The organism is Paenibacillus sanguinis 2301083 = DSM 16941 (genome assembly GCF_000374825.1).
GTDB lineage: Bacteria > Bacillota > Bacilli > Paenibacillales > Paenibacillaceae > Fontibacillus > Fontibacillus sanguinis.
Genome location: NZ_KB895397.1, coordinates 1 through 13,493, shown reverse-complemented (window position 1 = coordinate 13,493; position 13,493 = coordinate 1). Strand labels below are relative to the sequence as shown.

At 50.7% G+C, this 13,493-nt stretch carries 13 protein-coding genes; 5 read left to right on the top strand and 8 right to left on the bottom strand.

The window, feature by feature from the left end; translation table 11 throughout:
• Window positions 1–134 precede the first annotated feature (134 nt).
• On the top strand, window positions 135–1,190 hold the full coding sequence (locus C557_RS0120795; protein WP_018753787.1) for a M23 family metallopeptidase: 1,056 nt from the start codon (window positions 135–137) through the stop codon (window positions 1,188–1,190).
• Between the two features lie 8 nt (window positions 1,191–1,198).
• Here C557_RS0120795 and yunB read toward each other — a convergent pair whose 3' ends face one another.
• Together yunB and C557_RS0120785 are read right to left on the bottom strand one after the other, a co-directional pair.
• A complete protein-coding gene (yunB, locus tag C557_RS23885; RefSeq protein ID WP_051082484.1) occupies window positions 1,199–2,071 on the bottom strand; it encodes a sporulation protein YunB in 873 nt (290 codons plus the stop codon).
• Between the two features lie 137 nt (window positions 2,072–2,208).
• The gene (locus C557_RS0120785) at window positions 2,209–3,507 is read right to left on the bottom strand and encodes a hypothetical protein (protein ID WP_018753785.1); all 1,299 of its coding nucleotides are present in this window, start codon (window positions 3,505–3,507) and stop codon (window positions 2,209–2,211) included.
• A 150-nt stretch (window positions 3,508–3,657) separates the two neighbouring features.
• Here C557_RS0120785 and C557_RS0120780 point away from each other — a divergent pair, with 150 nt between their 5' ends.
• Window positions 3,658–4,095: a MarR family winged helix-turn-helix transcriptional regulator gene (locus C557_RS0120780; protein ID WP_018753784.1), complete on the top strand. Its 438-nt coding sequence runs from the start codon at window positions 3,658–3,660 to the stop codon at window positions 4,093–4,095.
• A 16-nt stretch (window positions 4,096–4,111) separates the two neighbouring features.
• Window positions 4,112–4,747 carry a nitroreductase family protein gene (locus C557_RS0120775; RefSeq protein WP_018753783.1) on the top strand — a complete coding sequence of 212 codons (636 nt, stop codon included), beginning with the start codon at window positions 4,112–4,114 and terminating at the stop codon, window positions 4,745–4,747.
• A 59-nt stretch (window positions 4,748–4,806) separates the two neighbouring features.
• On the opposite strand, the gene C557_RS0120770 is transcribed toward C557_RS0120775, so the two are convergent.
• From C557_RS0120770 to C557_RS0120760, 3 genes are all read right to left on the bottom strand, one after another.
• Window positions 4,807–7,008 carry an ATP-dependent helicase gene (locus C557_RS0120770; protein ID WP_018753782.1) on the bottom strand — a complete coding sequence of 734 codons (2,202 nt, stop codon included), beginning with the start codon at window positions 7,006–7,008 and terminating at the stop codon, window positions 4,807–4,809.
• Between the two features lie 118 nt (window positions 7,009–7,126).
• On the bottom strand, window positions 7,127–7,921 hold the full coding sequence (locus tag C557_RS0120765) for a TrmH family RNA methyltransferase (protein WP_018753781.1): 795 nt from the start codon (window positions 7,919–7,921) through the stop codon (window positions 7,127–7,129).
• 35 nt (window positions 7,922–7,956) lie between these two features.
• The gene (locus C557_RS0120760; protein ID WP_018753780.1) at window positions 7,957–8,631 is read right to left on the bottom strand and encodes a potassium channel family protein; all 675 of its coding nucleotides are present in this window, start codon (window positions 8,629–8,631) and stop codon (window positions 7,957–7,959) included.
• Window positions 8,632–8,758: 127 nt separating this feature from the next.
• On the opposite strand from C557_RS0120760, the gene sspI reads away from it, so the two are divergent.
• Window positions 8,759–8,995: a small acid-soluble spore protein SspI gene (gene sspI / locus C557_RS0120755; RefSeq protein WP_018753779.1), complete on the top strand. Its 237-nt coding sequence runs from the start codon at window positions 8,759–8,761 to the stop codon at window positions 8,993–8,995.
• A 185-nt stretch (window positions 8,996–9,180) separates the two neighbouring features.
• On the opposite strand, the gene C557_RS0120750 is transcribed toward sspI, so the two are convergent.
• From C557_RS0120750 to msrA, 3 genes are all read right to left on the bottom strand, one after another.
• On the bottom strand, window positions 9,181–9,942 hold the full coding sequence (locus C557_RS0120750; RefSeq protein WP_018753778.1) for an MBL fold metallo-hydrolase: 762 nt from the start codon (window positions 9,940–9,942) through the stop codon (window positions 9,181–9,183).
• Window positions 9,943–10,016: 74 nt separating this feature from the next.
• The gene (locus C557_RS0120745; protein ID WP_018753777.1) at window positions 10,017–11,600 is read right to left on the bottom strand and encodes a peptide chain release factor 3; all 1,584 of its coding nucleotides are present in this window, start codon (window positions 11,598–11,600) and stop codon (window positions 10,017–10,019) included.
• A 78-nt stretch (window positions 11,601–11,678) separates the two neighbouring features.
• Entirely contained in the window at window positions 11,679–12,194 is a 516-nt protein-coding gene (gene msrA, locus C557_RS0120740) for a peptide-methionine (S)-S-oxide reductase MsrA (RefSeq protein ID WP_026263605.1), read from the bottom strand.
• 809 nt (window positions 12,195–13,003) lie between these two features.
• Here msrA and C557_RS0120735 point away from each other — a divergent pair.
• A complete protein-coding gene (locus C557_RS0120735; RefSeq protein ID WP_018753775.1) occupies window positions 13,004–13,321 on the top strand; it encodes a transposase in 318 nt (105 codons plus the stop codon).
• Window positions 13,322–13,493: the final 172 nt, after the last annotated feature.

Genomic DNA, 13,493 nt, shown 5'->3' with positions numbered 1-13,493 from the left:
CAAATCACATTGCCCTATTATACCATGAATGAACTGGGAAACATACTCTGGATATGGAATAAAAACACAGACTTTGCCTCAACCTAAGAAGGTCTTGCTGGTTGGAATGTCTATGTTGAAGGAGGAATTACATCTTGAGGTCTTATCTGATTACCCGCACTTCGTGGCTCCGTTACATGATGGCCCTCAGTCTTTTGACAACCTTCTGTCTAGGCGGTCTGGGGACAAGCCTTGCCGCAGCCGCGGCCAAGGAGAAGCCCGTGGCCCCTCCGGAGCCGAGCATTTACGAGCAACGCCTTGGTCTATATGAAGAGATCGAGGTTTTAACCCGAGTACCTTGGTATTGGATCGCTGCCATCGATCAATACGAGCGCACGATTACTCCCCGCAAACAGCAGGAGTCCCGCTTGACAGGTATACGCTTCAAGGCAGGAACCTGGGTCGGCCCGCTCAATCCGGACCCTGAAGACCATAACCCCGCTACAATTGGCTTGTTTGGCGGGATGGGAAAAGACGCGACCGCAGATGGTGCTGCCGATCCGAAGAACGACCGTGACTCCCTGTTTACGATGGCATCTTATTTGCTGGGCTTTGGCTATCATGAAGACGACCTGCGCATCGGTCTATGGCGCTATTACCAGAACAATATCGCTGTAGAGCGTATCCACCAATTTGCTAAAATGTATAAAAAATTCCGCAAGCTGGACTTGTCAGCCAGTTCCTTCCCCCTTCCGGTTCGTAGTTCGTACACCTACCGGGACACCTGGGGAGACAGACGAGGCTGGGGCGGTCTTCGCATTCACGAAGGCACGGATTTGTTCGCTCCCATGGGCGTCACCGTCCGCAGCGTCTGCTATGGCATTGTAGAAACCAAGGGGTGGAACCCTTATGGCGGCTGGCGGCTTGGTGTCCGAGACATCAACAACCGTTATCATTACTTTGCCCACCTGCAAGGGTACGAGAAGGGGATTGAGGTTGGACACTTTGTCGAGCCTGGACAAACACTTGGCTGGGTTGGCAACAGCGGCTATGGTCCCCCGGGGACCTCAGGGAAATTCCCGCCGCATCTGCACTACGGTATTTATCGCGATACCGGACACAGTGAATGGGCGTTTGACCCGTACCCGCTCCTGAAAAGATGGGAGCAGCTTGATCGCGCAGCTAACAAAAAAAGGGCGTCCAAGAAATAGACGCCCTTTTATTCATGCCCACTATTTGTATTGACCTTTCCACCTTGCCCCGCTTCCTCGCCTTGCATGTTGGCCGGATCGTCGGCAATACCTGATTCACCAGAGCCCGGGGCAGTGCCAGGCAAGACGGTTCCATCCTCCACACTGCCAGGTGATTGGCTATTCTCCGGAAGCGCCGGCAAGGCAATGTTGGGCGCATCAGGCCGCGTATCTCCCACCGGGTTGCCATTGCTATCATAATAGTACATCGGCACATCCCCAACCACGAGAAGGTAAGATACCGGGATTTCCGTCTCTACCGCCTGGGATTCTATATTGAAGGGAACAACTACGGCCAGTTCCGTCTTGACCCGCAAAAATACCTCGACCAGAATCATGTTGATTCCAGCATCCTGGCGCCTGGTGTTCAGATCGACCTTCACATCCCCCTTAGGCTCGATCTTGATAGGAATGCCAGGCCCAAAGGAGGCAAGAATGGGGCTGCCCAATGCCTGACCGAGCGGAATCGATTCCGATAGCCGGGATACTTCGTCGAGCGTATGGCGAACCGTTTGAATCGTCTCCGAGGTTACCTTCATATGCGCGGAGTAATTCAACATAAACCCGGTGATTTTCCCTGTATTATCTGTCTTCCAATCAATTAATTCCTCTACCTGCTGCTGATTGGCCACCTGGGCAGTAATAGCATCGTTAATGGACTCTGTGGCAATTTGCTTCACCCGGATTTGGGCCAGGTGAACAATGGGCTTGGTCATTCGGCGCTCTACATAACTCATGAACTGAAATGTTGCCAATATGACTACGACGAGCATTATGATCCATATTTTCCGCCGATTTCCCGGCCGTCTCCTCCGGCTTCGCCACCCGCGTCGTATTCGCATGTCTAGCCCCCCTACTACCGTCAAAAACAGAGGATCACCTACGATACAACCTATGCGGGACAGGGCAAAAAAAGAAGGAGGGGTTATCCGCAAGCTCCTTTGATTCACCATGCTTCCAGGGCGAATCCGCGAGGATTCTAGGTCTGCTGAAAATTCGTAGCCGTGATCCGGTCCTGCGGACAAAGGAACATATAATAATTGCCTTCTCCATATTGCTCGACCTCCGCCCAGTCAATCTGTCCCAAGTTAATCATCCGCTTCCCGCAACAAGGACAGATCGGGTATTCGGTATCCTGAATCCAGGTTGGATGTCCTCCAAGCTGAGATGCTGCCGACTCCAGCATCCAGCTAGCTGCGTGCCAGCCATGACGCGGGGAAGCTGCGAGCCGAAATGGCGGAAATGTCTCATCACTTCGCGATTCCCCAGGCTTGCGCTCCGGCAAATAATCCGGACGTTGATTGTAGGAACTCCACCGGGTATTCCCTTGCTCGTCCAATTCCATATATACTGCACCGTAACAGGAACAATCCACACAGGTTTCAATGGTAATTATCTCTCCCGAATAAGACAGAGGCTGCACGGCGGGGTGATGCGTGTTCACTTTTATTAAGGTGGTCAAAGAGCCTTGACACCAGGGACAGGTATGTTTGCTAGGCATTAAGAGCTTCTCTTCATAAGCTAAAGGCCTAGCCCCTATCAACTCTTCCGGCTCGACCGGAACCATCTGGTAGCTGGGCTCCAGAAATAACCAGCGCCGTTCTCCTTCATTCGTCAGCTCCCAGCCCGCCTCCAGCGCAAGCTCCTCGGGAGGAACAGGCAATTCTTCCATCCAGGCTGGTGCATGAAGCCGCCATTGGTGAAGTTGCTCCACTACGACTGCATCTTCTATCCAAACCCATGCGAGCAGCAAGGCATGGCGGCGGTCTTGATCATGGATAATTCGCTCCAGTAAATAGTTGCGCATCCGGCTGGAAGCCCCTCTGAACAACACCCCCGGGAAATGTTCCAATTGAGACACAAGCTTCAGCACCTCGTCCTCCAATCTCACTCCCCGGTAGCACACCAGGGACAGCAAAACATCTATGCCGGTGTCCTCATCCCCGGAATCCAGCTTTTTCACGCCGTAGCTCACCATCCTGCCCAGTTCGTTCTCCTGTAAAGAGAGATAGATTTGCTCCGCTGTTTGGAAATAGGGAATATAACGAATGAATGGGTCATGCTCTCTTGGTTCGTACATGGTCTGCAAAATCTCCACCGGGTCAGTCATATCTGCAAATAAGTTAACATCCCGGCGGTTCTTCTCAATATACTCCTGGTATGCCTGACGCTCCTTCTCCTGATGGCAAGGCATGCAAATGCCCCCCGTCTTGGCTGCCGTTGCCGGCAGAATGGTCGCCTTGCACCCCTCATTCTTGCAAGGTATACGTTCTGTCATATGTTTCATCTCCTATAGATAGCCGGACTGGATATATTACCTATTATTGCGCAGCACTTGCGAGATGCCAAGAAATTCGTTATATTATTTGACGGGTCAATAATTGATAGTATCAATGAATTGATCACATTAGATGAGAAGGAGGGCACCTTGACGTCTGACAAACCGCAATCTTTCAACGTCTTTGACCAGCTACAGCAGTTCACCAAGAAGCTAAGCCCCAAGTTTGAACAATGTGCAGGCATTAGTTCTTCTCGGCTGATGATGCTGGTAGCCTTGTTTCAAGCTGAGGAACTGAGCCAGGCCTCACTGCAAAAAACGCTTGACATAGACGCAGCGGCTATTACCCGACACTTAAAGCAACTGGAGGCCTCAGGCATGGTAACCCGCAGAAGCAATCCTGCGGATAACCGCATAATCTTGGTCGCATTGACTTCTCAAGGAAGAGAGCAGATCGAAGCCTACTGCCAGGAGAAAACGCAGTTTATGGAGCAGCTGTTCCACAGCTTGGAGCCTGGCGATCTGCGGAATATGTCTGAGCTGCTGGCGCGTTTGACTCATAATTTGGATAGCATGCAACCTAAATAAAAAGGAGAGAGAAACCATGAGCTACATTAAAACTAATGATTTTTATGAAATTATGACCGGACGCCGTTCTATACGTTCTTACGATCCGGAAGTGAAGATTAGCAAAGAGGAAATGACTGAGATACTGAAGGAGGCCACAACTGCCCCTTCTTCCACCAATATGCAGCCTTGGCGTTTCGTCATTATCGAAAGCCCGGAAGCTAAAGCAGCCTTGGCACCCTTGGCCAGCTTTAACCAGCAGCAGGTAACGACCTCGTCTGCGGTTATTGCTGTTTTTGGCGATTTGAACAGCTTTGAGAATGCCGAAGCCATCTACGGCAAGGCGGTCGAGCTTGGCTACATGCCGCAGGAAGTCAAGGATAGACAGCTTACGGCACTGTCCAGCCATTACGCCAACATGAGCCCTGAAGTGAACAAATATACCGTGCTGATTGACGGTGGTCTGGTATCCATGCAGCTCATGCTGGTAGCCCGTGCTCATGGCTACGATACGAATCCGATTGGAGGCTATGACAAGGAGAATATTGCTGAAAGTCTCGGGCTGGATAAAGAGCGCTATTTCCCTGTGATGCTGCTGTCCATTGGTAAAGCGGCGGATGCGGGCTACACCTCCGTTCGCCTGCCGATCGAACAAGTTGCCCAGTGGAAATAAACCGATTTCCCTGGTGTCATCATCATTATAAAACCCAGCCAACGGTCGTCGGCTGGGTTTTAATTTTGTGAAGCTGGTTCCAACAGCCCTTTATCCAGGCATATGGACGTTGACAACGCTTTTTCGCCCGAAGCAAACCGCACATGAACGCGCTGTTCATTCACCTGAATAATCGTGCCGATTCCATAAGTATTGTGCTTGACTGCTCCACCTTCTACAAGCCCGGCTTGGGAGCGAATTGCATTAGGATTTAGGGGTGCTGACACCTGCGTCTGTTGAACCGGCTTATCTCCTTGCTCCCTCCGCTTCTTGTCCGGGTAGACAATATCTTTTACCGCAGCGACAAAGGTCGATTCCACTGCTTCCTCTCCATCCCTGGCTCGATAACTGATGAGCTCCAGATGACTCCTGGCTCGGGTCATGCCTACATAAAATAATCGGGTTGCCTCCTCCATAAGCTCGACACTTGCCGCGTCCTCCGTGGAGGGAATGATGCCATTCACCAGGTCGATCATATACACTCGATCAAACTCCAGCCCCTTGGAGCTATGCATCGTTGAGAAGGTGACCACAGATTGTCCTTTCCTGAAGCGGGCTGTTTTCAGTAAGGCTTTCAAATATTGAAGACGGCTGGCGAAGTCCTCCATGGTGTCCAATCCGGCAGCAATGTCCTCCAGTGTATTCAAGATCCCCAGCAGGGATTCCTTACGGAATCCCATACGCTCGCAGCTCTTCTCCAGGGCCTTCTCATAACCCAGCCGAGTCCGAATGACACGGATGGCCTGAAGCGGCGGCATACCCCTCATTTGCTGGAAGGTCTCCTTCCCATCCCGCAGCGGCTTGATTTGGTAATCCTGCAACGGGACATGAGTTATTAGATTATCGAACACAGATTCCCCATTGTGGATTTCCTTCAACGCCGCCATTTGCTGCTTACTGATGTATCCGCCTAATTTCAAATGAATTTTTTCCAAAATATCGGCTCGCTTATCGGTAAAGGTCATCCGCATAAAATTCAGAATATCCTCTACTACCCAATGGGAGAAAAAGCGATTGTCCGCATCCTTCATATAAAAGGGAATACCCTCGCGATCAAATTCATTCATCAAAGCAATCGCCGAGGAATTGTTCCGGTACAGCACCGCTACTTCACCAAGGTCGTTCACCTGCTTCATTTGCCGCACCAAATATTTGGCCTGCTCCTTGTAATCCGCCAAGCTCTTGAACTGGATCGGCCGCTCAGCCTGATTATGAGTAAACATCTGCTTGGGATATCGATTAAGATTGCGTTGAATAAACTGATTTGCTGTCTCGACGATCTCCTTCGAGGAACGATAGTTATGTTCCATGAACAAAGTAAGAGCCGAAGGATAAGTTTGTTTAAAGTTCAAGAGATAAGCCGGCTCAGCCCCTCGCCAGCTGTACAAGCTTTGATCATCGTCAGCCACCACGCAGAGATTACCGTGACGCTGAACCAGCTTCTCCAGAATGGCATGCTGAATCAGGGACGTATCCTGGCTTTCGTCGGTTAATACATAATCATAGCGGTTCTGGTATTTACGCAGAAGCTGCGGATCAGTCTCAAGAGCTTCATGCCCGATCACCAGCATATCGTCATAATCGATCAGCCGCCCCACATGACTTGTCCTCTTCACTCGCTCATACTCCTGAAGAATATGCTCTGCTTGCGGAACGTTTGTTTTGACTGTGGACCACTTTTCCACGGGAAGCATTTTATTCTTGATATAGCTTATATAAGTCGTCAATTCGTCCATCTGATCATCGGTGATATGCTCGCCAGTCGCGGATTTGAACAAGTTCCTTAACAAAATCTTCTTATGGAGCATCCATGTCGCTTCATCCTCCGGCCTTGGCACCTCCTCCAGATGGACCTCTCCCTCAATAATGCGATAGGCCGTGCCCGTCCGGCGAAAATGCTCTCTCATCATTTCAAAGGCCAGACTATGTATGGTGGAAAAGTCGACGGGCTGTAGCCGGGGAAAAAGCCGCTTGAACCGCTCCTTCATGTCTGAGGCCGAGGCCCGGCTAAAGGTCACTGCCTTGATCCTTGAAGGCTGAATGCCCTTCATTTCAATCAGATAGCCGATACGCATCATGATCGTGGTCGTCTTGCCCGAGCCTGGCGAGGCCAGCAGCAGCAACGGGCCTTCAGTATGCTCCACCGCCTGCCTTTGCGCCTCATTTAGCGCCAGTCCGGTCTCTAGTCGCTTATGTTCCAAATAATTATCTTGTACCTGCATATCGTCTCATTTCCTTGTTTGAATTGAATGACTGATGACTGAAGGCTGTACGGGATGAAGCAGAATTTGTCCGCTGCAAAAGAAAAGAGGAGTCCTGACGAACCCCTCCCCTCAAAAATCACCCGTTAAAATGCCGCTGCCGCATCGCCTCATATAGCAGCACGGATGCCGCCATCGCCACGTTCAGCGATTCGGCCTGGCCGCGCATCGGAATGATGAGGCCGTCGTCCATCAGATCGCGTACCTCCGGGCTCAGACCGCTGCCTTCACTGCCGAACAGCAGCCATACCGGCTGTGTGAAATCGTAAGCGTAGCAATTCGCCGCCGCCTGCAGGCTGGTGCCCGCCAGCCGGATGCCCCGCTGCTTCGCCTGCGGGAGCAGCTCCGCCAAGTTGCCGTGGACCACCGGCAAATGGAAACCCGAGCCCATCGTGGCGCGCAGCACCTTGGGCCCGTATACGTCGGCACAGCCTGCGCCGACGATCACCCCATCCGCACCGACCGCATCGGCGCTGCGGATAATCGTGCCGACGTTGCCGGGGTCCTGCACGCCGTCCAGCACAACCACCAGGCTGCGCTCCTTGCCCAGGAGCGCTTCTGCCGTCCTGCGGTCCTTGCGCAGGACCGCGAACACCGGCTGCGGCGACTTCGTATCGCTGCACTTGGCAATCACGGCGGCCGAGACCCCCGTCCACGGGATGTCCAGACCCGCCGAGGCCACCTCGCGCAGCTCCTGCGGAATGCCGCGCTCCACATCATAGCAGACGCATTCGATATCCGCCTGCGCCCGCAAAGCTTCTTGAACGAGGTGAATGCCCTCGATCACATATTTTCCCTGCTTGTCCCGATTCTTCTTCTCAAGCAGCCCGGCCCATTCCTTGACGCGAGGGTTCTGCGGAGACAATATATCCATACCCGGCCCATCCTTCGATCTCATTTGGATTTCGCCTAGCCTTTGGCATAAGCCAGCTCCAGCTTCGTTAAATCATTTTTCTCTCCGACAATGACCAGCACGTCTTCCTCTGTCAGACGATCCGTGGCCGCCGGAGAAATATTCATCTTGGCATCGCGTTTGATCGCCATGACATTACAGCCATAACGCGCCCGGATATCAAGCTCTTTCAGATTTTTGCCAACCATTGCCCGTGGCACACTCATCTCCACGATGCTGTATTCCTCCGACAATTCAATGTAATCCAGAATGTTCGGCGAGGTCAAATGATGCGCCACCCGCAGTCCCATATCTCGTTCCGGAAATACAACCTTGTCCGCTCCAATTTTTTGCAGCACTTTACCATGTAATTCACTTTGCGCCTTAACGACAATCAAGGGCCCGCCCATATCCTTCAAAATCAATGTTGTCAAAATACTCGCTTGAATATCCTCGCCGATCGCTACGACCACCACGTCGAAATTACGGATACCCAAGGCACGCAGCGCATCCTCATCTGTAGAGTCCGCCGAGACTGCATGTGTCACCAGATTGACGACCTCCTGAGTACGATGCTCGTTAGAATCAATCGCGAGTACATCAAAACCCATATTGCTAAGCGCGGTTGCCACGCTTAATCCGAACCGGCCCATGCCGATGACAGCAAACTGTTTTTTTGCTGCACGCGCCATGACTTCACCACCCGATAGCAAATTTCATCCGGTTTAGTATATCACAATCCCCGGGAAACTTGAATTTTCCGGGGAAAGTAAGGGTACATTACATGTGGGCAAGTCACATTTCAAGGAGGGAATTTACGTGCCATCCATTACTCTCGATTTGCGTCAAGCGATCATGCATAAGGTACACGGTCAGGATGAGCAAGGCTTGCGCGATCTGATCGAAGGATCCATCGATGCACAAGAAGCCGCGCTCCCGGGGCTAGGAGTCGTATTTGAGATGATTTGGAAGCATCTTGATGCCTCCAAGCAAAATGAGCTCCTGTCCGTCCTGAAGCAACAAGTGGATCGGATCGATCTCAAACCATTGAAATAGAACAAGCCCGCCAGCGGCAAAGCCTCCCTGTAACCGTAAATCGGCTACAGTGGAGGCTTATTGCCGTTGATCACAATGTCTCCCTCCTTCGTAGGCTGTGTATTTAATACAAATAACCGAACCCACGACAAACATCCGAGCATGCTCCATACTCGGTCATTTGTTTGGAAAACTGCAACTTATAATCACAGCCAGATAGCCCAATCACCGTAATCAAAGGTGCCGCTGCCATGATGTAGGTTGCCATCGATTTTCAGTTGCCTGAGAGCATCTCGCATACGGATCAGAATCTCCGGCTGAATGATCAAACCGTGATGAGCCGGAAATACTTTTTTCACAGGTAGTGCCGCAATCTTTTCAAGCGATGAGAGATATGCCTGCGGATCAGTTGACGGATAGTACGCAAACAGCGTGTCCTTATAAACCAGGTCGCCAGTAAAGAGGTAGCCGCTTGCGGCCTCCCAGAAACACATATGTCCCGGTGAATGACCGGGCGTGTGTAATACTGTAATAATTCTGCCGCCAAGATCAATCATATCGCCATCGTGCAGCACTCGCGTTGGCGTTCCCTGAAAGAACTCATATGTGTCTACATTGTAACCCTCTGGCGAGTCACAGCGGTCAAGCACCATTTCACGTATAGCATCCATGCTCAGAGGAAATTCGCCGGAAAGCCAGTTGAGTTCCGCTTCATGCGCATAAAAATCATGATAGTATTTGTGACCGCCGATGTGGTCCCAGTGAATATGCGTAGCGATAGCCGTCACCGGCTTATCGGTCAGCTTTTTCACCTCCACAGATATGTCGCAGATACCAAGCCCCGAATCGATTAAAAGTGCGCGTTCGCTTCCTTCGAGAAGATAACAATGTGTTTCCTCCCAATGACGATATTCGCTGATAATATGTGTGTTGGATTCAATTTGATCTATTGTAAACCACTGTTTCATATTATTCCTTCCTTCGTATATCGGGGCAGTCCTCCACATCAGCGTTTTCCTGCTTGGATTTAATGATTTGGGTGTTACGGCGCCGTCTCCAGGAACTGGGCGTCCGGATTTTTCTCCATGGCAGTACGCATGGCATATTCATTCTCGAACAAGGCAACATAATTGCCCTTCTTATCCTTCACCAGTGATGAATTAATCCGGAACTTGGAAGGATCAATCTTCTCCGCCACAATCCAGCGGGCGAACTGGAACGGCATCCGCTGCAATTGCACATCCACGCCGTACTCGCCCTTCATCCGGTACTCAAATACCTCAAATTGGAGTTGACCTACCACGCCCAGAAGCGTATCCTCAAAGCCTACCGTTGTAAACACCTGGATCGTGCCCTCTTCGGTCAGCTGGTCAATCCCTTTTTGATACTGCTTATGCTTCAATGCATTCTTGACCGTAACCTTGGCAAAGATCTCCGGCGAAAAGGTCGGCAATTCGTCAAAGACCACTTCCCCACCTTGACTCAGAGAGTCCCCAATACGGAAAATTCCCGGATCAAACAATCCGATAATATCCCCTGGATAAGCCTCGGTGACGATATCCCGGTCCTGCGCCAAAAATTGCTGCGGTTGAGCAAGCTTGATATCTTTACCAACTCGTACATGCTTCACAGACATCCCCCGCTCGAACTTGCCCGATACGATACGCAGGAAAGCAATCCGATCCCGATGCGCCGGATTCATATTGGCCTGGATCTTGAACACATAGCCCGTAAACTTCTCATGGGTCGGTTCAACCGTACCTTGAGTGCTGTGGCGCGGCTGAGGCTTGGGGGCCAGCTGCAAGAAATTGTCCAGAAACGTCTGTACACCAAAATTGTTCACCGCACTGCCAAAGAACACAGGGGTCAATTCCCCGCGCTTCACCTTCTCCAGATCAAACGGATCACCAGCAACATCAAGCAGCTCCAAGTCCTGACATAGTTGATCGTGGAGGTATTCCCCCGCCATTTCACGAATGACCGGGTCTTGATAGTTCTCTACCTTCTTGACCTGAATCTTGTCATGATCATCGCCTTGAAATAACTCCACCTGGTTCTTCATCCGGTCATAGACGCCCGATAACTCGCGCCCCATGCCAATCGGCCAGTTCATGGGCACAGAACGAATGCCCAGCACCTGCTCAATCTCCTCCATCAAGTCAAACGGAGACCGCCCCTCGCGGTCCAACTTGTTAATGAAGGTGAAAATCGGAATACCTCGCTTGGCACATACCTGAAACAGCTTAATCGTCTGTGCTTCCACGCCTTTAGCTACGTCGATCAGCATGACAGCGCTATCGGCAGCCGTCAGCGTACGGTAGGTATCCTCACTGAAATCCTGGTGACCCGGGGTATCCAAAATATTCACCCGGTGTCCATTATAATCAAACTGCATGACGGAAGAAGTAACCGAAATCCCCCGCTGCTTCTCAATTTCCATCCAGTCACTGGTCGCGTGCTTGCTCGCTTTCCGCGCCTTGACCGAACCGGCCAGACGAATCGCGCCGCCAAACAGCAGCAGCTTCTCGGTCAACGTTGTTTTCCCCGCATCCGGGTGGGAAATGATCGCAAACGTGCGGCGTTTGTCCACTTCCTGCTGCAGCACTTGGTCCAATCCTTTACTCATGCTCACGTTCCTCTCGATTCACAAAGTCACAGCCTTTATTGTAACATATTTTGAACTGTACTACGCAGCGTCAATTCATCATTTCCAGTTTTCGCGGATAAATTCATCCCGTCCCGACTGCTCTCGGTCTTCTTTGTAGTGCTTGGGGTTCTTTTTATGGTAATCCTGGTGGTACTCCTCTGCCTTATAAAAGGTGACCGCTGGCAAAATCTCCGTCACCACCGGCTTATCGAACCGCCCACTGTGCTCTAGCTCCTGCCTGGATGCCAGTGCAAGCTCCCGTTGCTGCTCATTGTGATAAAAGATCGCCGTCCTGTACTGCGACCCCCGATCCTGAAACTGCCCTTCGGCATCCGTTGGATCGATTTGCGGCCAATACAACTCAAGCAGTCTTTCGTACGGAAATATCTCCGGATCAAATGTAATCTGCACCGCCTCATAGTGCCCGGTTGTACCCGTTTTCACCTCTTCATAGGTCGGGTTCTTCTTCGTCCCCCCGGTATATCCCGATACAATGCCCGCGATGCCGGGCAATTCCTCAAAGGGCGTTACCATACACCAAAAGCACCCGCCCGCAAAAGTCGCCTTCTGCAAATGTCCCATCTATCTCCACGTTCCTTTCTATATCCAAGTACAACAGCTCTAGGTTCACAGTTCTTAGGTAAACAATTTAGGTCTGGTTCAGTTCTTGGTAGTTCAGCTCTTGGTAGTTCAGTTCTGAATAATTCAGTTTCTAGGTGGTTTAGTTCTAAGTGCTACGTTCTAAGTGCTACAGTTCTGGGTGTCACAGTTCTAAGTGCTACAGTTCTGGGTGTCACAGTTCCAGGTAAAGCAGTTCCAGGTAAGTCACTTCTAAGTAAAACAGCTACCTTCGGAGGAACAACACGCTCTCCCGATTTGCACAAAGCAAAAAAATCCGAGTATCCCTCGGAGCAGCACTTCATTAGCAGTAATTGTTGCCGTTCATAGCATGGGTGTGTCCGTTCATAGTGTAGTTGTTGCTGTTTATAGACTGGATGTGGCCATTCTACCGTAGTTGTTGCTATTCATAGCCTGGATACGGCCATTCTTACCGTAGTTGTTGCTATTCATAGCCTGGATACGGCCGTTCATAGCATAGTAGTTGCTGTTCATAGCGTAGAGTAGCCGTCATCAGAGGATCATTCGTCAGCCAAAGTGTGGTTCAACTAGGTTAGTTGTTGCAGGTTAGCGGGAAATCCTCCATCTAAAATCGGATTCTTTCGCCATCATAAACAATTAGCAGGAATTCCTCCATATTTTTTTGCCCAAATCACCAGAAATGGACCTAAAACACTGATTTATAGGGAGGATTAGAGCTAGAATAAAAAGTGGACACCTCGTTAAGAGAAAAAGATAATAAAACTAACTGAGGAGGTGTTCACGTGGGTGAGCAGCGGAATCGCTATAACGAAGAATTTAAAAGACAAACAGCTAAGTATCTCCATGAGCAGACGAAATCGGTGGAGGAAATCGCCTTAGAGATGGACATCCCAGCAAAGACGTTGCATGCCTGGAAAGCCAAATATCGCGAGTTCAAGAATGAGTCCATCTCCAGTGTGGAACGGCTTCGAGAATTAGAACAACTCTTAAAAGAAAAGGAACGAGAGCTACGCGAAAGCCAGGAACGTATCTCCGATGTGGAAGAAGAACTAGCCATCGTAAAAAAAGCAGTGCACATCTTCAGCAAACCAAAGAGCTAAGATTTCGTTTTATAGAAGATCATCGCTCCGAGTTTTCTTTGGCGAAGATGTGCCAAGTGTTTCATGTTTCACGGAGCGGCTACTACAAATGGCGGAAGAACAAGCCGAGTCAACAGAAGCAGCGAAAGGCCCACCTGCTAAAAAGAATAGCCTACCACTTCCATGATTCCGA

Bases quoted from the DNA above. Each gene is read 5' to 3' on its own strand.
- C557_RS0120750 (WP_018753778.1), bottom strand. From the start codon at position 9,942: ATGAAACAGTGGTTTACAATAGATCAAATTGAATCCAACACACATATT.
- C557_RS0120760 (WP_018753780.1), bottom strand. From the start codon at position 8,631: ATGGCGCGTGCAGCAAAAAAACAGTTTGCTGTCATCGGCATGGGCCGG.
- C557_RS0120745 (WP_018753777.1), bottom strand. From the start codon at position 11,600: ATGAGTAAAGGATTGGACCAAGTGCTGCAGCAGGAAGTGGACAAACGC.
- C557_RS0120785 (WP_018753785.1), bottom strand. From the start codon at position 3,507: ATGACAGAACGTATACCTTGCAAGAATGAGGGGTGCAAGGCGACCATT.
- C557_RS0120765 (WP_018753781.1), bottom strand. From the start codon at position 7,921: ATGGATATATTGTCTCCGCAGAACCCTCGCGTCAAGGAATGGGCCGGG.
- C557_RS0120775 (WP_018753783.1), top strand. From the start codon at position 4,112: ATGAGCTACATTAAAACTAATGATTTTTATGAAATTATGACCGGACGC.
- C557_RS0120770 (WP_018753782.1), bottom strand. From the start codon at position 7,008: ATGCAGGTACAAGATAATTATTTGGAACATAAGCGACTAGAGACCGGA.
- yunB (WP_051082484.1), bottom strand. From the start codon at position 2,071: ATGCGAATACGACGCGGGTGGCGAAGCCGGAGGAGACGGCCGGGAAAT.